Raw genomic sequence first — 21826 nt, forward strand, 5'->3', positions numbered from 1 at the left:
GAGCCGGTCCAGCCTCGGGCGTCACGCGAGCCGCGTGGGCCGCAGGCACCGGACCGGCCTACGCTGGACCGGTGACCGAGACCTCGCCGACCAGCCCCCACGACGGCACCAGCGCTCCCGCGGTTCCCACCGCGGGAGCCTCGCCGGCGGACCGCGACGCCTCGTCTCCGCCAGACGCACGGCGGCTCGCCGCGGCGACGTACGCCGTCGTCGCCGGTCGGCCGCCGCGGGACGAGGGCGAGCCGGTCAACCCGCCGGTGGTGATGTCGTCGACGTACATCGGCCGCGGCGAGGTCGCGCCCGGCGGGCGGGTCTACACCCGGCTCGGCACGGAGAGCTGGGAGCCCTTCGAGGAGGCGCTGGCCGGCCTCGAGCGGGCGAGCGAGCCCGGACTGGTCTTCGCCTCCGGGATGGCCGCGATCTCCGCGGCGCTCGACCTCACCCGGCCGGGGACGCGCCTCGTCGTGCCCCGGCACAGCTACCACGCCTCGCTCGTCGCAGCCCGCCGTCTCGCGCAGCGCAGCGACGTCGACGTCGTCGAGGTGGACATCGCCGACACCGCGGCCGTCATCGAGGCGATCAACGCCGGTCCGACGTCGCTGGTCTGGGTGGAGACGCCCACCAACCCGATGCTCGAGATCGCCGACCTGCCCGCGCTCATCGCTGCCGGGCACGCGGCCGGCGCCCTGGTCGGGGTCGACAACACCTTCGCCACACCGTTGGCGCAGCAGCCGCTCGAGCTCGGGGCCGACGTCGTCGTCCACTCGGTGACCAAGTACCTCGCCGGCCACTCCGACGTCGTGCTCGGCGCCGCCGTCACCAACGACCCCGAGATCTATCGTCAGATCCGGCTGGCGCGCGACATCGGTGGCGGCATCGCGGGGCCGTGGGAGACGTGGCTCGCGCTGCGCGGGCTGCGCACGCTGGCGCTGCGCGTGGAGCGGTCACAGGCGAACGCGGTGACCCTGGCGCACCGGCTGGCCGAGCACCCGGACGTCCTCGCGGTCAACCACCCCTCGATGGCCACCCACCCGCAGCACCGGCGGGCGACCGCCCAGATGACCGGCTACGGCTCGATCCTCACCCTGCGGCCCCGCGGCGGGGTCGCCGCGGCCGACGCCCTCGCGTCCGCCGTGCGGCTGTGGGTGCCGGCGACGAGCCTCGGTGGTGTGGAGTCGAGCCTCGAGCGGCGCCGCCGGTTCAGCTCCGAGGCCGCCACGGTGCCCGACGACCTCCTGCGGCTGTCCGTGGGGATCGAGGACGTCGAGGACCTGTGGACCGACCTGTCCGACGCGCTGCGGTCCGCAGCAGCCACGACCACGACCAAGGACGGCGACACCCCGGGCACCGACGGCCCGGCCCGCGACGAGAGGCAGCCATGACCACCCACCGCACCCTCGTCCTTCGGCGGGCCGCCGTGCTCGTTGCCGCCGCGCTCACCCTCACCGCCTGCACCGACGCCGAGCCCGACGACGGCCCGACAATCAACCCGCCACCGATCGACCTCGACGCCACCGACGAGCCGACCGACGACGCCACCGGCACCCCCACGGACACCACCGACCCAGCGCCGACCCCCTCGGCCACGACCGAGCCCGAGCTGCCGACGACCGAGGCGACCGCCGGCAGCTCGCTGCCCGAGTGGCTGCCAAGCACCACCGTCGCCGAGAGCGGTCCACCGAGCGGCGGGATGCTGCTGCCGGTCGGGCTGCGCGTGGGTGACCACGACGGCTTCGACCGGGTCGTCGTCGACCTCGAGGGCGACGCCGTCCCCGGCTGGCGGATCGAGTACGTCGACGAGGCGATCACCGACGGCAAGGGCGACCGTCTCGACGTCGACGGCGACGCCGTCCTCCAGGTGTACGTCACCGGCACCCGCTACCCCGACGAGGGCGAGGACCACCTCGACGGCGCGATGGTGCTCGACGGCGAGGACGTCGTCGAGGAGGTCCACTACGTCGGGACCTTCGAGGGGCTGACCCAGCTGTTCATCGGCGTCGACGACGGCCGAGCAGAGTTCCGTGCCTTCGCGCTGGCCGAGCCGGCCCGGCTGGTCATCGACATCCGCGAGGACTGACTGCGCGGCCCCGCCGCGCCCATGACGCCACCGCCACCTCACTTCTGACGCCACCACCCCTTGCGGTGACATCATGATGATGTCATGATGGCGTCATGGACCTCAGCGCATACCTCTCCGGGATCCGGGACTCGCTCACCGCGGCGACCCGCACCGCGCCCGACGCCGTCCAGCAGGCCGCCGACGACCTCGCCCAGGTCCTCGAGCCGTCACTGCGCCTCACGCTCATGGAGCTGGCCTCCGACATCGCCTCCGAGGTGACGGTCGAGCTGGACGGTGACGTCGTCGAGGTCCGGCTGCGCGGTGGCCAGCCGGAGATCGTTGTCCAGCACCGGCCGCGCGCGGAGGACCCGACCGTCCCGGTCCCGCCCGTGCCGCCGGCCCCACCGCCACCCCCCGCGCCCGACGACGGTGAGGGCGCCACCGCCCGGGTCTCGCTCCGGCTGCCGGAGAACGTCAAGGAGCGGGTCGAGGACGCCGCTGCCCGTGAGGGCGTCTCCGTCAACACCTGGCTGGTCCGCGCCGCGCAGGCCCAGCTCACCGGCGCCCGCCCCGCCTCCGAACCCCAGTCCACCACCGGCCGGCGCCTGACCGGCTGGGCCCGCTAGGAAGGCCAGCACCATGGATCCACGACTGTTCGGCATCGATGCCGCCGCCTACATCCGGGCGACCAGCGCCGCGCGACGGCACCCGGCCCGCAGCTACCGCCGGCCCCGGCGCCGCAGCACCCCCGAGGAGCAGTGATGGACCAGTGGTTCGACCCGGACCCGGCCGTCGCACGCGACCTCGTTCGCGAGGCCGACGGCCGCCAGCGGCACGCCGCCGCGGTCCGCGTGCGCACCACCCCGTTCCATCCCGCCCGCCGCCGCACCGACGAGCAGTCGCTGTGAGGGCCCGAGCCACCGCAAGGATCTCGCCATGAACCACGAGTTCACCGTTGCCGGTCCGATCCAGGTCCGGGCCACTGTCCGCTCCTCCGACCTCGTCGTCACCGCGGCTGAGCCCGGCACCGCGACCGTCCGTCTGGAGTCGAGCCGTGACGCCGCCGAGCGCGGCGCCTTCGCCGCCGGCACGGTCGTCGAGCTGACCGGGAGCGTGCTCCACATCGAGACGCGCCTGCCCCGGTTCTTCTCCCGCGGCGCTACCTGCATCTACGTGGCGGTGCCCCCCGGGTCCAGCCTCCAGGTCGGGACCGGCTCCGGCGACATCACCTGCACCGCTCCGCTGACTCGCGCCTCGGTGAGGACCGGCTCGGGGAACGTCTCCCTCGCGGAGGCGGCCGAGGTCGAGGTCACCGCCGGCTCAGGCGACGTCCAGGTCGCCTGGCTGGGCACCGGCCGGATCACCACCGGATCAGGCGACGTCGCGGTCGGCACCGTCCGGGAGTCGCTGTCCACCCGCACCGGGTCGGGTGACGTGACGGTCGACGTCGCCTCGCACCTCACGGCCACGAGCGGCTCCGGCTCGGTGAGCGTCGACCGGGCCAACGGCGCCGTCGCCGCGCGCACCGCCTCCGGCGACGTCAACGTGTGGCGCGCCGAGGCCGGCGAGCTCGAGCTGCGGGCCACCTCCGGGAACGTCTCCGTGGCGGTGGTGCGCGGCGCGGCGGTCCTGCTCGACTGCACCACCATCTCCGGGCGGATGCGCTCCTCGCTGGAGTCGGCCACGGAGCCACTGCCTGACGAGCAGCGGCTCGAGCTACGGCTCGGCACGGTCAGCGGCGACATCCAGATCAGCCGCGCCTGAGCGGATCCCGCGGCGGCGGGTGCCCCTCAGGCGCCGCGGGTGCCCCTCAGGCGCCGCGGGTGCCCCTCAGGCGCCCTCGGCCTTGCGGGGCCGCGACAGCAGCGCCTCGGTCATCGCGCTGACCGGCAGCCCGTCGTGCAGGACGGCCGCGACCGCCTGGGTGATGGGCATGTCGACGCCGTGCGCGGCGGCCACCTCGAGCACCGCGCTGCAGGACTTGACGCCCTCCGCGGTGCCGCCCGTCGCTGCGGTCGCCTCGGCCAGGCTCATGCCTCGCCCGACGTGACGGCCCAGCGTGTTGTTGCGCGACAACGTAGACGCGCAGGTGGCCACGAGGTCGCCCATGCCGGCGAGCCCGGCGAAGGTCTCCGGCTGCGCGCCGAGCGCCACCCCGAGGCGGGTGGTCTCGGCGAGCCCGCGGGTGATGATCGTCGCCGTGGTGTTGTCACCGAAGCCGGCGCCCTGCGCCATCCCCACCGCGAGCGCGATGACGTTCTTCACCGCGCCGCCGAGCTCCACGCCGACGACGTCACCGTTCGTGTAGGGGCGGAAGTAGCCGTTGGCGCACACCTGGGCCACCAGGTCGGCGGTGCGGGGATCACTGGCGGCGACCACCGTGGCGGTCGGCTGGTGCACCGCGATCTCCCGTGCCAGGTTGGGCCCCGAGACCACGGCGACACGGCCCGCCGCGATGCCCAGCGCCTCGGCGAGCACCTCGCTCATCCGCTCCCCGCTGCCGAGCTCGATGCCCTTCATCAGCGAGACGACGACGGCGTCCGGCTCGAGCAGCCCGGCGACGTCGCCGAGCACCCCGCGCACGATCTGCGACGGCAGCGCGACCGCGACGACCTTCGCGCCCGGCACCACCTGCGCGAGGTCGGTCGACGCGGTGATGCTCGCCGGCAGGTCGATGCCGGGCAGGTAACGCTCGTTGCGGTGGGTGGCGGTGATCGCCTCGCAGGTGGGCGCCGAGCGGCCCCACATCCGCACCTGGGCGCCGGCATTGGCGAGGACGGCGGCGAAGGTGGTGCCCCAGCTGCCGGTGCCGAGCACCGCGACGGGCACTGGTTGGTCAGTCATGGTCCTCACTCTTGCGTACCCGCCGCCGGGCTGCCTTGGCGGCCAGCTGGGCCGCCCGCGGGTCGCCGTCGGTACGGACGTCGTACATACGGGCGGGCGGCTGCTCGCCCCGGATGTCGGCGACCATACCGGTGAGCGTGCGCATGATCCGCTCGGTGGCTTCGCGCAGCGCCGCCGGGTCGGTGGGCCGGTCGTAGAGGTCGGTCAGGTGGACCGGCGGGCCGGCGTGCACGTGCAAGGTCTTGCGGGGCAGCAGGTGCGGGACCTTGGCGTACCGGCCGAGGATGTCCTGGGCCCCCCACTGCGCGACCGGGATGATCGGCACCTGGGTCGCCAGTGCCAGCCGGGCGGCGCCGGTGCGGGCGGTCATCGGCCACATCTGCGGGTCCCGGGTGAAGGTGCCCTCGGGGAACATGCCGAGGACGTTGCCGGAGTCGAGGACCTTGCGAGCCGGGCCGAGCGCCGCGGAGGCGCCGGCACTGTTGCGGTGGACCGGGATCTGCCCCGAGCTGCGCAGCGCCGCGCCGAACACCGGGACCTCGAACAGCGAGTGCTTGGCGAGGAACAGCGGCGGCGCGCCGTGGTCGTAGAGGAAGTGCGCGAAGACGACGGCGTCGAGGTTCGTCACGTGGTTGCCCACCGCGATGAACCCACCGGTCTTCGGGAGGTGCTCGGCGCCCTGCCAGTCCCGCCGGGCAACCAGTCGCATGATCGGCAGAATGACGTTGGCCGCGACGCGGTAGACAGGTGTCATGGTCCGGCTGGTCATCTGCTGAATCCTACGTGCTCATCCCGGCCGCCCCGTCACCGACAGCAGACTTGTCACCGACAGCAGACTTGTCCACGCCGATCCCCGCGAGCCGCCTGATGGCGTCGGCGATCTGCGCCGCGGCAGGAGTTGTCTCAGGGGTGATGAACCACTGCAGGATCATGCCGTTGATGATCGCGAGGACGAGCGCCCCGAGATGCTCGTCGACGTCGTCCACCTCGTCACGCAGGCCTTCGAGGCGTTCACGGTCGGGTTCACCACCGCCGCCGGCGTCGGCGCGGGCATCCTCGTCCTCGCCGCCGTGATCACCGGCGTCCTGCTGCGCAAGACCCCTGCCGACCAGCCGGCAGCCGAGCACGTCTCAGCGTGACCGGCCGGCCGGCCGCGGCGATCAGATCCAGCCGTGCCGGCGGGCGACGCGCACGGCGTCGTGCCGGTTGGCGGCACCGAGCTTGAGCGCGGCGGCCGAGAGATAGTTGCGCACCGTGCCCGGGCTCAGGTGGGCGCGGACGGCGATCTCTTCGACCGGGGTGCCGTCGGCGGCGAGCTCGAGGACGTCGGACTCCCGCGGCGTCAGCGGGGAGTCCCCGGCGCTGATCGCCTCCGCGGCGAGCTCGGGGTCCACGTAGCGCCCGCCACCGTGGACCTGGCGGACGACGTCGGCCAGCACCCGCCCGGAGACGGTCTTGGGGAGGAAGCCGGCCACCCCGGCCTCGAGGGCCCGCTTGAGGTACCCGGGCCGGCCGTGGCTGGTGACGATGATCGCCCGGCAGCCGGGCACGTCCACCGCGAGCTGCTGGGCCACCTTGATGCCGTCGAGCCCCGGCATCTGGAGGTCGAGCACGGCGACGTCGGGCCGGTGCTTGAGGCCGGCGGCCACCGCCTCGGTGCCGGACGCCGCCTGCGCGATGACCTCGATGTCGTCCTCGAGCCCGAGCAGGCCGGCGAGGGCGTCGCGGATGAGATTCTCGTCGTCGGCGAGCAGGATGCGGATCATGGCCGGTCCATCGTGCCATCCGCCGGCAGGTCGGCGTGCCCGACGTCTGCCGCGTCGGCCACCTCTCCCCCGACGGCCGTCTCGTCCACCGTGCCAGCCGCCGCGGCTATGCCAGCCCCCGCGGCCGCGCCCCCGGCGCGGGCCGTGACCGGCACCGACGCCTCGAGCGTGAAGGTGCCGTGGCGCTGCGTCGTCGTGATCGTGCCACCGAGGGGCGCGAGCCGCTCGGCGAGCCCGACGAGGCCGGAGCCGCCGGTCGGGTGCTGCTGGGTCGGCGCGCCGTCGTTGGTCAGCCGCAGCCGCGCGACCGTCGCGCCGGCGGCGTCGCTGCCCACCGCCAGGTCGATGGTGCAGCGCGTCGCATCCGCGTGACGCACGACGTTCGTCACGCCCTCCCTGATCACCCACGCGAGCGCGGCCTGCACCGGCGCCGGCAGCGCCCCCTCGTCACCGATGACCCGGGTCGCGACGCCTGCCGAGCGCAGCATCGAGCGCGCACCGGCGAGCTCGGTGGCGAGGTCGGCCTGCCGGTACCCGGCGACGACGGCGCGCACCTCACGCAACGAGCCACTGGCCAGCTCACGGACCTCGAGCATCTGCTCCGCCGCGTCCTCGGCCTTGCCACGCCGCGACAGCTCCGCGGCGAGCTCGCTCTTGAGCGTCACCGCGGAGAGCGTGCGTCCGACGACGTCGTGCAGGTCGCGGGAGAACCGCAGGCGCTCCTCGGCGACGGCGAGCCGCGCCTGCAGGCCGCGGGAACGCTCCTGCTCCCACAGGATGCCGAGCATCCAGATGGAGATCCGGAAGCTCAGCCCCATGGCGCCGACCACCATGCCGACGATGACGAAGTTCGTCACCAGCATGGGGCGGTCGAGCGTGCCGACGGAGAGTGCGGTGCCGACAGCAGCGATCCCCAACCCGCAGAGCATGACGGGGCCGCTGGTGAGGGTCGGGGTGAAGGCGAACATCGCGGTGCTGAGCACCAACGCGACGGCGGCACCACGCCCCTGCCAGCCGGGTTCGAACGGTACCGGGATGGTGACGACGGCAGCCGCCGCCACCACCGCGGTCACGATCAGCATCAGAAGGACCAGGCCTCGCCGCTGCGGCTTGCGCTCGCGGAAGCTGGTGATGCCGTCACCGATGACGACGATGGCGACGGCGACCTGCACCAGGGTGAGCAGCGGGTAGATCACCGGCCAGCCGGACTCGGGCCGCTCGTCGAAGGAGACCACCATGAGGGCCACCGCGACAAGCGGGATGAAGGCCAGCAGGATGTAGAGGGTCCAGCGGGTGTAGGTCTCGAAGCGCTCGGGTCCCGAGCGTCGGTTCCACACAGCGAGCAGGCCGGTCATCGGTCGATCCTCTCAGAGTGCGGCAACGCGGGGCTGACGGCTCGACGCGGAGGGGACGCGGCGGCGAGCCGGCCGGCTCGCGGCCGACCGGCTCGCCGACGGCGAGAACCCGGGGCCGGTCCCCTCCAGACCGGCCCCGGGTAGTTTTTCAGCGGCGCGGCTCCCACCGCATCCAGCGGCGGGCCGCGAGGATGCCGAGCACGACCCACAGCGCCAGCGCCGCGAGCGGCTGCTGGACGTCAGCAAAGGCGCCGCTCGCGATGGTGCCGTCCAGCGCCGGGTTACCCAGACCGTGCTGGATGAGCGCGACGACGGGGTACATCGGGGTCCACTGCGCAACCTGCTCGACGATCTCGGGCAGGATGTGCAGCGGCACCACGATCCCGGACAGCGCGGTGGCGACCACGAGGATCGGCATCGTGGTCAGCTGCGCGGTCTCCACGGTGCGGGTGAGCCCGGAGGACGCGACCGCCAGCAGCGTGAAGACGACGACACCACCGACGAGGGCGACGGCGAGCCACAGCACGTTCTGCACCTGCGGCAGGTCGAGCCAGATCGCCATCGCCACGACCGCGAGCACGAGCTGTGCCACCGTGATGAGCACCGCGGGCGCGGCGTACGCGGCGATGATCTCACCGCGCGACACGTCGCCGGTGAGCAGTCGCTTGAGGACGAGCTCCTCACGGCGCGCGACGAACGTCGTCGTGAGGTTGTAGTAGACGACGATCGACAGTGCCAGTGCGATCAGCATGCCGAGCATCGTGCCCGCGAGGTCGGCGGCCGCGTCACCGGCGATCGCGTCGCCGGCGGTCCAGCCGAGGAAGACGACGATGAGCGGCCCGAGGGCGATGGCGTTGAACAGCGTGGTCCGGTTGCGCACGAGGAGCAGCACCTCGGCGCGGATGAGGGCGGTGAGCCGTCGGACGGCCGTGGCCCGGGCCGGGGCGGCCTCGGTCGATACGGCCGGACGGGAGGTCGTGGTGGTCATGGTGAGTCCTTTCGGGGAGCCGGGGTGGGCCGGCACGGAGTGAGGGAGGTGGGGCTCGACGGCTGTCACGCGGACGCGAGCTCGGCGGCGGGAGCGGGTGCGGCCGCAGCCGCGGCGCCGTCGTCGTTGGCGATGGCGAGGAACGCGCGCTCGAGGGAGGCGTGGCTGGCCTCGAGGCTGGTGAGCTCGACGCCGGAGGTGCGGGCAAGGTCGAGGAGCGCGGTCAGCGAGACCTGCAGGTCGCGCGACTCGAGCTGGAGCAGCCCGGTGCGGCCGCGCGACACGTCCGCCACGGCAGGCAGCCCGCCGACGACCGCCGGGTCGTTGAGGGTGCCGTCGGTGGTGCGGAACTGGATCCGGGCCGGCTCGTCGGCGACGATCTGCGCCACGGTGCCCTCCCGCACGATCCGGCCGGCGTGCATGATGGCCAGCCGGTCGGCCAGCTCCTCGGCCTCGTCGAGGTAGTGGGTGGTGAGCACGATGGTGGTGCCGGACTCGAGCAGCTGGCGGACCAGCTCCCAGGCGTCGCGGCGCGACTGCGGGTCCAGGCCGGTGGTCGGCTCGTCGAGGAAGAGGATTTCGGGGCGGCCCATGATCGCCAGCGCGAGGTCGAGCCGGCGACGCTCGCCGCCGGACAGCGACTTCACCTGGACGTCGGCCCGGTGGCCCAGGCCGACGGCCTCGAGGGCGTTGCCCACGTGCATCGGGCGGCCGAGGGTGCCGTGCCACATCCGGGCGGTCTCCACGGTGGTGAGGTCCGACGGGAAGCCGGCCTCCTGGAGCATGATCCCGGTGCGGGGCCGGACGTGGTGGCGGTCGCGGAACGGGTCCTTGCCGAACACCCGGGCCTGGCCCGAGCTGGCGGGGGCGAGGCCCTCGATGACCTCGAGGAGCGAGGTCTTGCCGGCGCCGTTGGTGCCGAGCAGGGCGAACAGCTCGCCGCGGCGGACGGACAGGTCCACCCCGCTGACGGCGGAGAAGGAGCCCTTGCCGGAGCCGTAGCGCCGGTGCAGGTCAGTGACGGAGATGACGGTGCGGGACAGGTCGGTGGTGGTCATGTAGCCACCATCCACCCGGATCCAGGCCACCGGCAGTGCACGGTGTCACCGCCTCAGGTGTGCGTTCCACGGTCTAGGCATGACACGTGTCATGGGCGCCCCACCCCGCCCCGCCGAGATACCCGGTCTCGGCGCAGGAGACGGCCACAGACGTCCTTCTGCGCCGAGATACCCGATCTCGGCGCAGAAGGACGAGGTCAGGACACCGGCTCGACGTCGGCGCCCAGGGCCCGCAGCTTGCCCATGAAGTCCTCGTACCCGCGGTAGATGATGTCGATGCCGCTCACCCGCGAGGTGCCCTCGGCGGCGAGCGCCGCGATGAGGTGGGAGAAGCCGCCACGGAGGTCGGGGACCTCGATGTCGGCGGCGCGCAGCGGCGTCGGCCCGGAGACGACGGCGGAGTGGTTGAAGTTGCGGTGCCCGAAGCGGCACGGCGAGCCGCCCAGGCACTCGCGATAGACCTGGATGGTGGCGCCCATCCCCCGCAGCGCCTCGGTGAAGCCGAACCGGTTCTCGTACACCGTCTCGTGCACGATCGACAGCCCGGAGGCCTGGGTCAGCGCGACGACCAACGGCTGCTGCCAGTCGGTCATGAAGCCCGGGTGGACGTCGGTCTCGATGACGATCGGCTTGAGGTCACCGCCGGGGTGCCAGAAACGGATGCCCTCGTCGCTGACCTCGAAGGCCCCGCCGACCTTGCGGAAGGTGTTGAGGAACGCCGTCATGCCCTGCTGCTCGGCACCGCGGACCATGATGTCGCCACCGGTGGCCAGCGCCGCGCACGCCCAGGAGCCGGCCTCGATGCGGTCGCTCAGCGCGGTGTAGGTCGCGCCGCCCAGCTTGTCGACGCCCTCGATGCGGATGACGCGCTCGGTGTCGACCGAGATGATCGCGCCCATCCGCTGCAGGAGGGCGATGAGCGCCATGATCTCCGGCTCGGTGGCAGCGTTGCTCAGCTCGGTCTTGCCCTTGGCTCGCACCGCGGTGAGCAGCAGCTGCTCGGTGGCGCCGACGCTCGGGTAGGGCAGCCGCACCTTGGCACCGGTGAGGCCCTTGGGTGCGGTGATGTGGATGCCCTGCGGGCGCTTGTCGACGACGGCACCGAAGTTGCGCAGGATCTCGAGGTGGAAGTCGATCGGGCGGTCCCCGATCCGGCAGCCGCCGAGGTCGGGGATGATCGCCTCGCCGAGGCGGTGCAGCAGCGGCCCGCACAACAGGATCGGGATACGGCTGGAGCCGGCGTGGGCGTCGATGTCGGCGACGTGCGCGGTCTCGACGTTGCTGGGATCCAGCTTGAGGACACCGGCGACGGCGTCGTAGTCCACGTCGACGCCGTGCAGCTGGAGCAGGCCGGAGACGACCTCGACGTCCTTGATCTGGGGGACGTTGCGGATCTCCGACGGGCCCTCACCGAGCAGTGCGGCGACCATCGCTTTGGAGACGAAGTTCTTCGCCCCGCGGACGGTGATCTCGCCCTTCAGCGGAGAACCACCACGGACCTGCAGGATTGCGCTCATACCCACCTCATCGACAACCGAGACCGGTGCGCCTCGGACAGTTCAGGATAGGCCGTGGTGTCCCCACCGCACGGCAAGGGCGTGTGCGAGATGTGAGGGCGGCGAGGAGATTCGTGCCCCGGCCCCGGACAACGGCGCAGTTCACGGGTGGTCGCCGCGCCGGCGCGCACGCCGACGTGGGGTTGGCCACAGCGCCCCGTGCTGGAGGCTGCCGGATCGTCCAGGCGGCAGGCAGAGACAACATCGCCCGGCGCGGCGGTGAGGCCGGGCCGGGCGATGTGTGGTGCAGGCGTGTCAGCTGAGCGGGGCGTCCTGGTGGGCCGGCAGGCCGGTCGGCTCGTCGACCGGGCGGGCTGCGACGATCTCCACCGGGGGCAGGTGCTTGGCCGGCAGTGTCGTCGGGCGCCAAGCCTCGCGGGTCTGCTCGAACTCGGTGATCTCGTCGGCGTGCTGGAGGGTGAGGCCGATGTCGTCCAGCCCCTCGAGCAGCCGCCAGCGGGTGTAGTCGTCGATCTGGAACGGCGCGGTGACCTCGCCGCAGGTGACGGTGCGCGAGACGAGGTCGACGGTCACCTCGGTGCCCGGCGCGGTCTCCAGGACCTTCCAGATCTGCTCGACGTCCTGCTGGTCGACCATCGCGGCCACCAGGCCCTGCTTGCCGGAGTTGCCGCGGAAGATGTCGGCGAACCGGGAGGCGATGACGGCGCGGAAGCCGTAGTCCTTCAGAGCCCACACGGCGTGCTCACGCGAGGAGCCGGTGCCGAAGTCCGGGCCGGCGACGAGCACCGAGCCGCTGCGGTAGGCGTCCTGGTTGAGGATGAAGTCCGGGTCGCTGCGCCAGGCGGCGAACAGCGCGTCCTCGAACCCGGTGCGGGTGACCCGCTTGAGGTAGACGGCCGGGATGATCTGGTCGGTGTCGACGTTGCTGCGTCGCAGCGGGACGCCGACGCCGGTGTGCTGGGTGATCTTCTCCATGGTGTTCTCTCCCGATCAGGCGTCGACGAGCGAGGGCTCGAGGTCGGCCGGCGAGGACAGCGTCCCCCGGATGGCGGTGGCGGCAGCGACGAGCGGCGAGACGAGGTGGGTGCGTCCACCCTTGCCCTGCCGGCCCTCGAAGTTGCGGTTGGAGGTCGACGCGGCGCGCTCCCCCGGCTTGAGCTGGTCGGGGTTCATCCCCAGGCACATCGAGCAGCCAGCGTTGCGCCACTCGGCGCCGAAGTCGAGGAAGACCTGGTCCAGGCCCTCGGCTTCCGCCTGCAGCCGCACCCGGGCCGAGCCCGGGACGACGAGGACGCGGACGTCGTCGTGCTTCTTGCGGTCCTTGATGACGTCGACGACGGCGCGCAGGTCCTCGATGCGGCCGTTGGTGCAGGAGCCGATGAAGACGGTGTCCACCGCGATGTCGCGCAGCGGGGTGCCGGCCTCGAGGCCCATGTACTCCAGCGCACGCTCGGCGGCGACCCGCTCACCGGCCTCGGCGATGTCGACCGGGTTCGGCACGGCGGCCGACAGCGGCAGGCCCTGGCCCGGGTTGGTGCCCCAGGTGACGAAGGGCTCGAGGGTGGAGGCGTCGAGGGTGACCTCGGCGTCGAAGACGGCGTCGTCGTCGGTGCGCAGTGTGCGCCAGTTCTCGACGGCGGCGTCCCAGTCGGCGCCTTCGGGCGCGTGCGGGCGGCCCTTGAGGTACTCGAAGGTGGTCTCGTCGGGGGCGATCATGCCGGCGCGGGCGCCCGCCTCGATCGACATGTTGCAGATCGTCATGCGGGCTTCCATCGACAGCGCGCGGATGGCCTCGCCGCGGTACTCCAGGACGTAGCCCTGGCCGCCGCCGGTGCCGATCTTGGCGATGACGGCGAGGATGATGTCCTTGGCGGTGGTGCCCTCGCGAAGCTTGCCCTCGATGTTGATCGCCATCGTCTTGAACGGGGCGAGCGGGAGCGTCTGGGTGGCGAGCACGTGCTCGACCTCGCTGGTGCCGATGCCGAAGGCGAGCGCGCCGAACGCGCCGTGGGTGCTCGTGTGGGAGTCGCCGCAGACGACCGTCAGCCCGGGCATGGTCAGGCCCAGCTGCGGCCCGACGACGTGCACGATGCCCTGGTCGGCGTCCCCGAGGGAGTGGATCCGGACGCCGAACTCCTTGGTGTTGTTGCGCAGCGTCTGGATCTGGGTGCGGCTCGTGGGGTCCGCGATCGGCAGGTCGATGTTCAGCGTCGGGGTGTTGTGGTCCTCCGTCGCGATCGTCAGGTCCGGGCGCCGTACCGGCCGGCCGGCCAGCCGAAGGCCCTCGAAGGCCTGCGGGCTGGTGACCTCGTGGACGAGGTGCAGGTCGATGTACAGCAGGTCGGGGGCCCCGTCGGTCCCCTCACGCACCACGTGCGAGTGCCAGACCTTCTCTGCCAGCGTGCCACTCATGATGTTCGCCTCCCGGGCGCCTGGGTGTCGCGCCCTTCCCTTAGTTCGTTCGCAGCAGTCACGACTCGCGTCGTACCGCAGACTTGCATCTCACTGGTTGAGATGTCAATATCGGTCCATGGACAACTCTAGCGGAGTCGGCGTCCTAGACAAGGCAGCCACCGTCCTCGGCGCTCTCGAGGCTGGCCCGGCGACCCTTGCCCAGCTGGTCGCCACCACCCACCTCGCCAGGCCCACCGCCCATCGTCTCGCCGTCGCCCTCGAATTTCACCGTTTCGTCGCCCGCGACACCCAGGGCCGGTTCATCCTCGGCCCCCGGCTGAGCGAGCTGGCCTCCGCCGCCGGCGAGGACCGGCTGCTGGCCGCCGCCGGCCCGGTGCTCACCGCGGTCCGCGACCACACCGGGGAGTCGGTGCAGCTCTACCGCCGCCAGGCCGAGCAGCGCATCTGCGTCGCCGCGGCCGAGCGGCCGATGGGACTGCGCGACTCGATCCCGGTCGGTGCGACGCTGACGATGCTCGCCGGCTCGGCCGCCCAGATCCTGCTCGCGTGGGAGGAGCCGGACCGGCTCCACCGCGGCCTGCAGGGCGCCAGCTTCACCGCCACCGTGCTCTCCGGGGTGCGCCGGCGCGGCTGGGCGCAGTCGGTCGGTGAGCGCGAGCCTGGCGTCGCGTCGGTCTCCGCACCCGTGCGCGGGCCGTCCGGCAAGGTGCTCGCCGCCGTCTCGGTGTCCGGCCCGATGGAGCGGATGGGCCGTCAGCCCGGCCGGCTGCACGCCGGCGCCGTGGTCTCGGCCGCCAACCGCCTCACCGAGGTCCTGCGCCGCACCGAAGACACCGCCCACGGCTAGCCCCGCCCTCCCCCACTCCTTCTCCCTCTCCCTCTCGCCGAGAGCGGGATTGTCACCGACAGCCGACTTGTCGCCCACAGCAGACTTATCGCCGACAGCCGACTTGTCACCGACAGCAGGGTTGTCGACGAGCGGCAGATGCGTGCGCGATGGCGGAGGTGACGTCGCTGCCGCATGGGCTGTCGCCTGAGCGTGGACAATCCAGCTGTCACGGATGGGGCGGTGTCCCCTGAGCGTGGACAATCCAGCTGTCACGGATGGGGTGGGGCATGGGCTGCCGGGTGGGCGGTCTTACGTCCGGCGGCGGATGCGGCCTGCCGGGGCCACCACGGCGATGACCAGTGCGCTGGCGGCGAAGGCCCACGGGTAGTCGGCGCCGGCCACGACCGCACCGAGCAGCACCGCCCCTGCGCCGGTGCCGCCGTCGTACGCGAAGTTCCACACCGCGCTCGCCGTGCCGTGCCGTCCCGGGCCGGCGCGGCCGAGGATCAGCACCAGCGAGTCGTTCTGCACGATCCCCAGGCCCAGGCCGAAGAGCCCGGCACCGACGGCCACCCAGGCCCCACCTCCCGCCGTCGTCCCGAGCGCGATACCGACCATTCCGGCCGCACCGACGAGCGCTCCGGGCAGCAGCTGCCGGCCGGCGGTGAGCCGGTCGCCAGCCATCCCGGCCGCCATCCGGCCGACGAGCATGCAGAGGGACGCGACGAAGAGCGCCGCCGGGGCGGTGGCGGCGTCGGGGACCGCCAGCGGGAGGAAGGTGACGATGCCGCCGAAGCCCATCGTCAACGTGAAGAACACCAGCGCCGGGGCGACGAGCGGCCGTAGCGTGACGGCCGCGCCCCCTCCACCACCGCCCGGATCCGGGCGGGCACCACCGCTGCCCTTCTCGCCACCGGCGGTCAGTGCCGCGCCGAGCGGCACGGCCACCAGTGCCAGCACCGTCGCGGCGACGAACACCGGTGTGAACGACCACCGCTGAGCCACCCACACGCCGAGCGGCAGCGCCACCAGCTGCGGCAGGCCAGCAGCCAGCCCGTAGGCCGCCGCTCCGCGAGCCAGACGCTGCGCCGGCACGATCTCGGCAACCAGCGCGCTGCCGGCCACCACCAGCAGCGCGAACCCCACGCCGCGGACCGCAGAGACCACGAGCACCGGCACCAGCTCGGCCGAGAGCAGGTAGAACGGCGTCGCGAGCGTCATGACGAGCGCACCACCGGTGAGCATCCGCCGCAGCGACAGGCGCCGGAGCAGCGGCCCCATGGCGAGCTGGGTGGCCGCGGTCGCCGCCATCATCGCCGTCGTCGTCGCGCCGACGCCGGTCGCGGTGCTCCCCGCCGAGGCCGCCCACAGCGGGACGACCGACAGCAGCGCTGCGTAGTTGCTCAGGCAGGTGACGGTCGCCAGCAGCAGCAGCGCGAAATCGCGGCGCGGTGAACGCGCACTCATCGGTGGACCGCGCCCGCCCTGGCGCCCCGTCCGATGGCAGCAAGCATCCGCGCACCTCCTCCGGCACCTCGTCGGGATCCGGGCCAGTCTCCCAGGCTCGGGGCCGGCGCCTGGCCGGCTGGACGCGACCGCGCCGCGACGCACCGATCGCTATTGTCTACACCGACAGACAGCTGGCACGGTGCCGAGACTTCGGGGGTCGGGTGGCGACGCAGGACGAGTGGGCACCAGCGCCGTCGTCCGCTGCTGCCCCGAGGGCCACCGGCGCGATGACGCTCGAGGGCTACTCCGAGCTCACCGAGGTCGCCCGCGGCGGCGACAGCATCGTCTACCGCGCCCGCCAGTCCCGCCTCGACCGTGACGTCGCGATCAAGGTCGTCGACATCACCGACCCGACGGCCAAGGCCCGGTTCGCGCGCGAGCTGGAGATCACCGTCCGCCTCGGCCGGCAGCACCCGCACATCGTCAGCGTGCTCGACACCACGACCACCGCCGACGGCCGCCCCTGCCTGGTGATGGAGTTCCACGACCTCGGCTCGCTCCACGACCGGCTGCGTGCCCACGGTCCGCTGCCGGTGTCCGAGGTGGTCGCCGCCGGCACCGCAGTGGCCGATGCGCTCGCCTTCGCCCACGCGCACGGCGTCCTGCACCGTGACGTCAAGCCGCAGAACGTGCTGCTGCTGCCGACCTCATACGTGCTCAGCGACTTCGGCATCGCCCGGATGGCCGACGCCGGCCACACCGCGTCGCTCGAGCGCTTCAGTTACCGGCACGCGTCGCCTCAGGTCCTCGACGGCGCTGAGCCGACCGAGGCCGACGACGTCTGGTCGCTCGGCTCCAGCCTCTTCACGCTGCTCGACGGCCGGGCGCCGTTCGCCAGTGACGACCCCGACGACGACTCCGCGCTCGCCTACCTGCGCCGGGTGCGGATGAACCAGCGCCGGCCGCTCCGCGAGGACCTGCCCGCTCAGCTGCGGGGCGTCGTCGACGCCTGCCTCACCCCGCGGCGCGAGGACCGCACGTGGAGCGCCACCGACGTGCTCGCTGCGCTGCGCACGGTGCCGACCGAGCAGCGGTCGTGGGCGCCGGCCTCCGGTGGTGTGCCCCCGGCGAGCGGTGGCGCCCCGGACGTCGCCGAGCCCCTACCGACGGCGGCATCGCCACGGGCGGTGGCAAGCCCGGCGGCAGCCGCAGCAGCGGTGTCTGCGGGATCTACCGCACCCGGCACGGCGGCGGCGAGCACGCCGGACGACCCGGCCGACGACGTCACCGGCCCACCGCCCCCGGAGATGTTCGACGCCTGGCAGGAGCAGCCGGCAGACCCGGCGCAGGAGGCCGGCCCCGCGCGCGGGACCGGCTCCGTCGCGGCCGGCCCTGTTGCGCCGTCCGCGCTGGCGAGCATCGTCGAGACCCGCCCCGTGGACGCCGAGCACACCTCCGCCCGGCCCGAGCCCCAGCCGACCGGGCCGGAGGAGGCCGGCTCGGCCGACGAGCCGGAGGTCCGCGGCAACCCGTGGACGAAGATCGCAGCCTTCATCGGCGGGGCCCTCGTCGTGGGGACGGGCTTCGGGGTGCTCTCCGCCCTCCTGGGCAACGACGACGAGCCGGACCCGACGCCGACGGCCATCGACGCCGCCGAGGTGCCGACTATGACCGATCCGGTCCCGACGATGACCGGCCCCATCCAGGCGAGCACCGGCGACCCGGACCTGGCGCCGCGTAACCCGGCGGTCCTCGACAACGGCACGTCGGTGCTGCTCACCTGGGCACCACCGGTGGCGGACGTCGACCACATCCTCGTCCTCGACCCCGGGGAGGACGAGGTCATCAGGTACGTGGCGGGCACAGCGGAGGAGTACACGGTCGAAGGGGTCGACCCGAACGCGAGCGAGGTCTGCTTCGCCGTGGCCGGCTATGCGATGGACGAGGGGCGGCTCACCTCCGGTGCCAGCCCCGCGGTCTGCATCACCCGCCCCTGACCTGGGGCGGCGGTCACGCAGCCGGGACGGCCGGTGCCGCCAGCGCTTGCAGCACCGCCACGACCACGTCCTGCGGTGCGCGCAGGATCTCCGTCGAGGTGAACCGCAGCACGCGGTAGCCCAGGGCCACGAGGGCACGGTCGCGCTGGCGGTCCCGCTGGTACTCCCGGCGCCCCGAGTGGTAGGCGTACCCGTCGCACTCGACGACCACGCGGCCCTCGATGACGAGGTCCACCTCGCCGACCCCTTCGATGACCACGGCTGCAGCCACCCGGAGCCCGGCCTCGATCAGCTCGAGCCGGGCGATCGTCTCGTTCACCGAGCGGCTGCCGGCGTCGCACCGTTCCAGCGTCCGGCGTGCCCGCGGGCTGCCTGGGCCGGCAAGGGACCGCACGATCTCCTCCACCTCGATGAGCCGCTGGTTCAGCGCCGAGTCGATCATCACCACCGCCTCGCGCGGTGGCAGGCAGCGCAGCGCCCGGGCGAGCACCTCGGCGACCGGCGCGAGCGGGACGCTAGTCTCCTCCGGCTCGGTCCACAGGCCCTCGCGGTGCACCACCGCCCGTAGACCTCCGCGGCGGGAACCCGTCCCACGGTCGATCGGGACGGCCAGGTGGACCTGGTCGGGCTCGGTGAGCAGCGCAAGACCGTGGAAGCGGGCTGCGGTGGCGCAGGTGATCGTGGCACCGAACCGCCGTGCGGCCACAACTGCGGCGTCCGCGCCGACCGCCGCGATCCAGCCACCACCAAGGTCTCGCAGCGCACCGGCCGCGTACGCATCGGCAAGGGCACGCGCAACACCGGCCGAACGGCCGAGCGCAGACCGTCGCGCCACTCCGCCGAGGCTGGCGAGTCGCTCCAGTGCGTCCATGGGCTGACGCTGCCCGAGAAACGAATTCCACCGCCGGAACGTCAGGCGGCGCTGTGGACGGACCCGACGCCTCGCGGGTCTGCGGATCCCGACATGAAGTCCGCGAGGGTCCAAAGGCAACGCCGCAGATGCGGCTACAAGCGCAGGTTCTCCCGGCATCTGCGGTGCCGATGCCGGGAGGGCCTGTGACTTCAAGTCTGAATCTGCACACCCTCCCCCAGCGGCTGCGAGCGGTGCCACGGTCCTCGGTCCGCCCCGTCAAACGGTCCGGCCGGGCGCCGGCTCGCGTTCGAGCCACTGCCCGGGGACCAGAGCATCAGACTCCTCATAGCCCAGGTGCTCGTGCAGCCCGGCCGCGGAGCCGTCCAGCGCGCATCACGGCAGCGTAGTCAGCGCCGGCGCTCGGTCCGCAGCACCCGCAGCGAGACCCACCACCACGCACGGCGCCACCACGGCAGCCGGGCACGCAGCGATCGTGCGACGAGCTGCGCTTCCTGCCAGTGCTCGGCCGACTCCCGGCCGCCCCTGGCCTCGCGGTCGACCGCGGCCCGCGGCCCGAAGGCCTCCGCCTCGGCCCGGCCGGCGAGCGCGAGTGCCGGCTCACGCACCTCCGGCTCGAGCTCGGCGACGAGACTCGGCGGGGTCTCGCCCGGCCGTGGCGTGCGGCCATGCAGGACGAATGCATCGAGCACGTGCGCCCACGCCCCTCGTGCACCGGCCGCACGCCACCGCCGGCGCCGCACCAGCCGCACCGCGAGTGCGCCCAGCACGAGGACCACGAGGAGCGTCGCCAGGATCCCACCGACTGCCACGATTGCGGTGCCGAAGCTCAGCTCCTCGGTCCACGAGGAGTCCGCCGGGCGCGGCGCGTCGGTCTGCTCGCGCGGCTCGGAGGTGGACTGGGCGGTGGACTCCTCCGTCTCCTGCTCGACCTCCGTCTCGGCGGCGGCCGGCGGCGTGGTCGTCGACTCGTCCGGGGTCGGCTGGAACGCAACCCAGCCGGCGTTGGCGAAGTACACCTCCGGCCAGATCGTCGCGTGCCGACCTCGGACGACGACACCGGTCCCCTCACCACCATCCGCGGGTGCGGCGCCGGCAGCCGGGTCCGCCAGTGCCGCGGTCGCGCCGTCCTCGACCGCCGCCTCGATGTCGAAGCCGACGACGAGCCGGGTCGGCAGCCCGACGCTGCGCCCGAGCACCGCGAAGGCCCCGGCGAACTGCTCCGCGGTGCCCACCTGACCGGCCTCGCCCTCGGGCAGGAAGAGGAACTCCATCAGCCGGCCGTAGGACGAGCCGGACTGCGCGGCGAGGTCGTTGACGCGCCCGCCGCGCACCGCGTCCTCGATCGCGAGCGCCTGCTCGAGCCGGCTCGTCGCGCCGTCGGTGATCTCGGCGGCCTCATCGCGCAGCTCTTGCGGGGCCCGTGGCAGCTCGAGGAAACGCGCCGCTTCCGTCGCGGGCGGTACACCGGCGCGCTCCACTTCGGCCTCGGTGGGCGCGTCATGGCTGCCGGTGAGCGTCACGGCCAGGCCCGCGGCAACCCCGTCGGGCAGCACGAGGGAGCCGGCGTCGACGTCGGCCACGGGTGCGGCGCCGCTGCTCGCGGTTGTGACACCCGACGACGGCAGCCATGCCCCGCTGAGCTGGTCGACGCGGATGACGAGGTCGGTGCTGGCGCGGCGCTGCCCGGCGGGCAGCAGCGGCTCGTCGACGACACCGATCGCGCGCAGCCGGGCATCGAGCGTCCACGCCGCACCGTCGAAGTCGGCCAACGTCGCCAGCGCCATCCGCTCCGGCAGCGGCTGGCTGCGCGGCGCGACGACGAACAGCGGGCGATCACCGTCGAGGTTCCACGCGGAGACCTCCGGGACGGGGTTCGACGCGGTGGCCGGCAGCTGCGGTGGCGGCACGTGAACGCGGGGCTCGAACGAGCCGGTGGTCGGCAGCGACGCCGCGACCAGCGCGAAGGAGGCCGCGACGACCGCACCGGCGGTCGGCAGCAGGAGCGCTCGGCGGTGGGTCGTCTCGGCCGGCGCCGAGCGGCCGGGCAGGGCGATCCAACCGGCCACGATGACGACGACGACAGCGAGCGCCACCACCCCGGAGCGGTCCCCCTCACCCGCGGTCAGCAGGGCACCGACGACATAGATCACCGCGGCCCCGATCAGCGGCGCAGCACGAGCGGTGAGCGCCGGGACCACGACAAGCGCGACGGCCAGCGCGGCCAGCCACACCAGGAGCACGGCCGGGGCGAGCAGGTCGGGAGCCGGCGGGGCTGGGCGCGGTGCGGTCAGTAGCCGCGGGACGGCGTCGATGAGCGGGGCGAGCGGGTCGAGTGCGGGCGCGCCGGCCCGCCACGAGGGCAGCGGGTGGGCGTCGACCACCGGACGCAGGATGACCATGAGGCCGGCGACGCCCAGCGCGACCCCGGCGACGGCGACCGCCCACCGACCAACGCCGAGCCGGGCACCGAGCGAGACGAGGCCGAACGGCACGAGGGCCGCGGCGGCGAGGACAAGAACGACCCACGACGAGTCGTAGGCGCCTGCGAGCGGGACGGCTGCCAGCGCGAGGACGAACGCGCTCCACAGCACGATGGCCACCCGGTGGCGCATCGCGGGTGCGACGGCCGCAGCGACCGCCCCGGGGCCGCCCCTTGCGGGCGCGCCTGCCGCCGT

At 73.3% G+C, this 21826-nt stretch carries 22 protein-coding genes; 9 read left to right on the top strand and 13 right to left on the bottom strand.

The features are described 5' to 3' along the window. The first annotated feature begins 71 nt into the window (after positions 1-71). The 6 genes from V2J52_RS12255 to V2J52_RS12280 all read left to right on the top strand — a co-directional run bounded on the left by V2J52_RS12255 (position 72) and on the right by V2J52_RS12280 (position 3823). Positions 72-1382, top strand: coding sequence for a trans-sulfuration enzyme family protein (locus tag V2J52_RS12255; RefSeq protein WP_331228001.1), 1311 nt, complete (start codon positions 72-74; stop codon positions 1380-1382). Then, positions 1379-2077 carry an AMIN-like domain-containing (lipo)protein gene (locus V2J52_RS12260; RefSeq protein ID WP_331228002.1) on the top strand — a complete coding sequence of 233 codons (699 nt, stop codon included), beginning with the start codon at positions 1379-1381 and terminating at the stop codon, positions 2075-2077. The genes V2J52_RS12255 and V2J52_RS12260 overlap by 4 nt, the downstream gene beginning before the upstream one ends. A gap of 95 nt (positions 2078-2172) precedes the next feature. Next, complete coding sequence (locus V2J52_RS12265) at positions 2173-2685, top strand: histidine kinase (RefSeq protein WP_331228003.1); 513 nt, start codon at positions 2173-2175, stop codon at positions 2683-2685. A 13-nt stretch (positions 2686-2698) separates the two neighbouring features. Then, entirely contained in the window at positions 2699-2821 is a 123-nt protein-coding gene (locus V2J52_RS12270; RefSeq protein ID WP_331228004.1) for a hypothetical protein, read from the top strand. After that, the gene (locus tag V2J52_RS12275) at positions 2821-2967 is read left to right on the top strand and encodes a hypothetical protein (protein WP_331228005.1); all 147 of its coding nucleotides are present in this window, start codon (positions 2821-2823) and stop codon (positions 2965-2967) included. Before V2J52_RS12270 ends, V2J52_RS12275 begins: the two co-directional genes overlap by 1 nt. 28 nt (positions 2968-2995) lie before the next feature. Next, positions 2996-3823, top strand: a complete 828-nt coding sequence (locus tag V2J52_RS12280) for a DUF4097 family beta strand repeat-containing protein (RefSeq protein WP_331228006.1) — start codon at positions 2996-2998, stop codon at positions 3821-3823. A 66-nt stretch (positions 3824-3889) separates the two neighbouring features. Here V2J52_RS12280 and V2J52_RS12285 read toward each other — a convergent pair whose 3' ends face one another. From V2J52_RS12285 to V2J52_RS12295, 3 genes are read right to left on the bottom strand one after another with little or no spacing between them, the layout of a single operon-like run. Beyond that, positions 3890-4903, bottom strand: a complete 1014-nt coding sequence (locus V2J52_RS12285; RefSeq protein ID WP_331228007.1) for an NAD(P)H-dependent glycerol-3-phosphate dehydrogenase — start codon at positions 4901-4903, stop codon at positions 3890-3892. Continuing rightward, complete coding sequence (locus tag V2J52_RS12290; RefSeq protein ID WP_331228008.1) at positions 4896-5672, bottom strand: lysophospholipid acyltransferase family protein; 777 nt, start codon at positions 5670-5672, stop codon at positions 4896-4898. Before V2J52_RS12290 ends, V2J52_RS12285 begins: the two co-directional genes overlap by 8 nt. Positions 5673-5682: 10 nt before the next feature. Then, positions 5683-5889 (bottom strand): hypothetical protein, encoded by a 207-nt coding sequence (locus V2J52_RS12295; protein WP_331228009.1) that lies wholly within the window; start codon positions 5887-5889, stop codon positions 5683-5685. Between V2J52_RS12295 and V2J52_RS12300 the strand changes: the two genes are divergently transcribed. Then, the gene (locus tag V2J52_RS12300; protein WP_331228010.1) at positions 5869-6042 is read left to right on the top strand and encodes a hypothetical protein; all 174 of its coding nucleotides are present in this window, start codon (positions 5869-5871) and stop codon (positions 6040-6042) included. The genes V2J52_RS12295 and V2J52_RS12300 overlap by 21 nt on opposite strands. Positions 6043-6063: 21 nt before the next feature. On the opposite strand, the gene V2J52_RS12305 is transcribed toward V2J52_RS12300, so the two are convergent. The 7 genes from V2J52_RS12305 to leuC form a co-directional block, all read right to left on the bottom strand. Continuing rightward, complete coding sequence (locus V2J52_RS12305) at positions 6064-6669, bottom strand: response regulator transcription factor (RefSeq protein ID WP_331228011.1); 606 nt, start codon at positions 6667-6669, stop codon at positions 6064-6066. Further along, a complete protein-coding gene (locus V2J52_RS12310; protein WP_331228012.1) occupies positions 6666-8024 on the bottom strand; it encodes a sensor histidine kinase in 1359 nt (452 codons plus the stop codon). Before V2J52_RS12310 ends, V2J52_RS12305 begins: the two co-directional genes overlap by 4 nt. Before the next feature lie 148 nt (positions 8025-8172). Then, positions 8173-9012: an ABC transporter permease gene (locus tag V2J52_RS12315; RefSeq protein ID WP_331228013.1), complete on the bottom strand. Its 840-nt coding sequence runs from the start codon at positions 9010-9012 to the stop codon at positions 8173-8175. A 65-nt stretch (positions 9013-9077) separates the two neighbouring features. Then, a complete protein-coding gene (locus V2J52_RS12320; RefSeq protein ID WP_331228014.1) occupies positions 9078-10070 on the bottom strand; it encodes an ABC transporter ATP-binding protein in 993 nt (330 codons plus the stop codon). Positions 10071-10267: 197 nt separating this feature from the next. Beyond that, positions 10268-11587 (bottom strand): UDP-N-acetylglucosamine 1-carboxyvinyltransferase, encoded by a 1320-nt coding sequence (murA, locus tag V2J52_RS12325; protein WP_331228015.1) that lies wholly within the window; start codon positions 11585-11587, stop codon positions 10268-10270. A 294-nt stretch (positions 11588-11881) separates the two neighbouring features. After that, on the bottom strand, positions 11882-12562 hold the full coding sequence (gene leuD / locus V2J52_RS12330; RefSeq protein WP_331228016.1) for a 3-isopropylmalate dehydratase small subunit: 681 nt from the start codon (positions 12560-12562) through the stop codon (positions 11882-11884). Positions 12563-12577: 15 nt separating this feature from the next. Next, a complete protein-coding gene (leuC, locus tag V2J52_RS12335; protein ID WP_331228017.1) occupies positions 12578-13999 on the bottom strand; it encodes a 3-isopropylmalate dehydratase large subunit in 1422 nt (473 codons plus the stop codon). Positions 14000-14117: 118 nt separating this feature from the next. Between leuC and V2J52_RS12340 the strand changes: the two genes are divergently transcribed. Beyond that, positions 14118-14849 carry an IclR family transcriptional regulator gene (locus V2J52_RS12340; RefSeq protein ID WP_331228018.1) on the top strand — a complete coding sequence of 244 codons (732 nt, stop codon included), beginning with the start codon at positions 14118-14120 and terminating at the stop codon, positions 14847-14849. 291 nt (positions 14850-15140) lie between these two features. On the opposite strand, the gene V2J52_RS12345 is transcribed toward V2J52_RS12340, so the two are convergent. Next, positions 15141-16298, bottom strand: coding sequence for an MFS transporter (locus V2J52_RS12345; RefSeq protein WP_331228019.1), 1158 nt, complete (start codon positions 16296-16298; stop codon positions 15141-15143). Positions 16299-16501: 203 nt separating this feature from the next. Between V2J52_RS12345 and V2J52_RS12350 the strand changes: the two genes are divergently transcribed. Continuing rightward, complete coding sequence (locus tag V2J52_RS12350; protein WP_331228020.1) at positions 16502-18277, top strand: protein kinase domain-containing protein; 1776 nt, start codon at positions 16502-16504, stop codon at positions 18275-18277. Positions 18278-18290: 13 nt separating this feature from the next. Here the strand turns inward: V2J52_RS12350 and V2J52_RS12355 are convergent, their stop codons facing one another. Next, on the bottom strand, positions 18291-19148 hold the full coding sequence (locus V2J52_RS12355) for an endonuclease domain-containing protein (RefSeq protein ID WP_331228021.1): 858 nt from the start codon (positions 19146-19148) through the stop codon (positions 18291-18293). 389 nt (positions 19149-19537) lie between these two features. Further along, positions 19538-21751, bottom strand: a complete 2214-nt coding sequence (locus V2J52_RS12360; protein ID WP_331228022.1) for a transglutaminase TgpA family protein — start codon at positions 21749-21751, stop codon at positions 19538-19540. Positions 21752-21826: the final 75 nt, after the last annotated feature.

Origin of the sequence: Georgenia sunbinii (genome assembly GCF_036421875.1) — a bacterium.
Lineage (GTDB): Bacteria > Actinomycetota > Actinomycetes > Actinomycetales > Actinomycetaceae > Georgenia_B > Georgenia_B sunbinii.

Excerpts from the sequence above, each read along its gene's own strand:
- V2J52_RS12320 (WP_331228014.1), bottom strand. The coding sequence starts at position 10,070 with ATGACCACCACCGACCTGTCCCGCACCGTCATCTCCGTCACTGACCTG.
- V2J52_RS12280 (WP_331228006.1), top strand. The coding sequence starts at position 2,996 with ATGAACCACGAGTTCACCGTTGCCGGTCCGATCCAGGTCCGGGCCACT.
- V2J52_RS12285 (WP_331228007.1), bottom strand. The coding sequence starts at position 4,903 with ATGACTGACCAACCAGTGCCCGTCGCGGTGCTCGGCACCGGCAGCTGG.
- murA (WP_331228015.1), bottom strand. The coding sequence starts at position 11,587 with ATGAGCGCAATCCTGCAGGTCCGTGGTGGTTCTCCGCTGAAGGGCGAG.
- V2J52_RS12305 (WP_331228011.1), bottom strand. The coding sequence starts at position 6,669 with ATGATCCGCATCCTGCTCGCCGACGACGAGAATCTCATCCGCGACGCC.
- V2J52_RS12260 (WP_331228002.1), top strand. The coding sequence starts at position 1,379 with ATGACCACCCACCGCACCCTCGTCCTTCGGCGGGCCGCCGTGCTCGTT.
- V2J52_RS12265 (WP_331228003.1), top strand. The coding sequence starts at position 2,173 with ATGGACCTCAGCGCATACCTCTCCGGGATCCGGGACTCGCTCACCGCG.
- V2J52_RS12270 (WP_331228004.1), top strand. The coding sequence starts at position 2,699 with ATGGATCCACGACTGTTCGGCATCGATGCCGCCGCCTACATCCGGGCG.
- V2J52_RS12355 (WP_331228021.1), bottom strand. The coding sequence starts at position 19,148 with ATGGACGCACTGGAGCGACTCGCCAGCCTCGGCGGAGTGGCGCGACGG.
- V2J52_RS12300 (WP_331228010.1), top strand. The coding sequence starts at position 5,869 with ATGCTCGTCGACGTCGTCCACCTCGTCACGCAGGCCTTCGAGGCGTTC.
- leuC (WP_331228017.1), bottom strand. The coding sequence starts at position 13,999 with ATGAGTGGCACGCTGGCAGAGAAGGTCTGGCACTCGCACGTGGTGCGT.
- V2J52_RS12290 (WP_331228008.1), bottom strand. The coding sequence starts at position 5,672 with ATGACCAGCCGGACCATGACACCTGTCTACCGCGTCGCGGCCAACGTC.
- V2J52_RS12340 (WP_331228018.1), top strand. The coding sequence starts at position 14,118 with ATGGACAACTCTAGCGGAGTCGGCGTCCTAGACAAGGCAGCCACCGTC.
- V2J52_RS12345 (WP_331228019.1), bottom strand. The coding sequence starts at position 16,298 with ATGAGTGCGCGTTCACCGCGCCGCGATTTCGCGCTGCTGCTGCTGGCG.
- V2J52_RS12275 (WP_331228005.1), top strand. The coding sequence starts at position 2,821 with ATGGACCAGTGGTTCGACCCGGACCCGGCCGTCGCACGCGACCTCGTT.
- V2J52_RS12310 (WP_331228012.1), bottom strand. The coding sequence starts at position 8,024 with ATGACCGGCCTGCTCGCTGTGTGGAACCGACGCTCGGGACCCGAGCGC.
- V2J52_RS12315 (WP_331228013.1), bottom strand. The coding sequence starts at position 9,012 with ATGACCACCACGACCTCCCGTCCGGCCGTATCGACCGAGGCCGCCCCG.
- leuD (WP_331228016.1), bottom strand. The coding sequence starts at position 12,562 with ATGGAGAAGATCACCCAGCACACCGGCGTCGGCGTCCCGCTGCGACGC.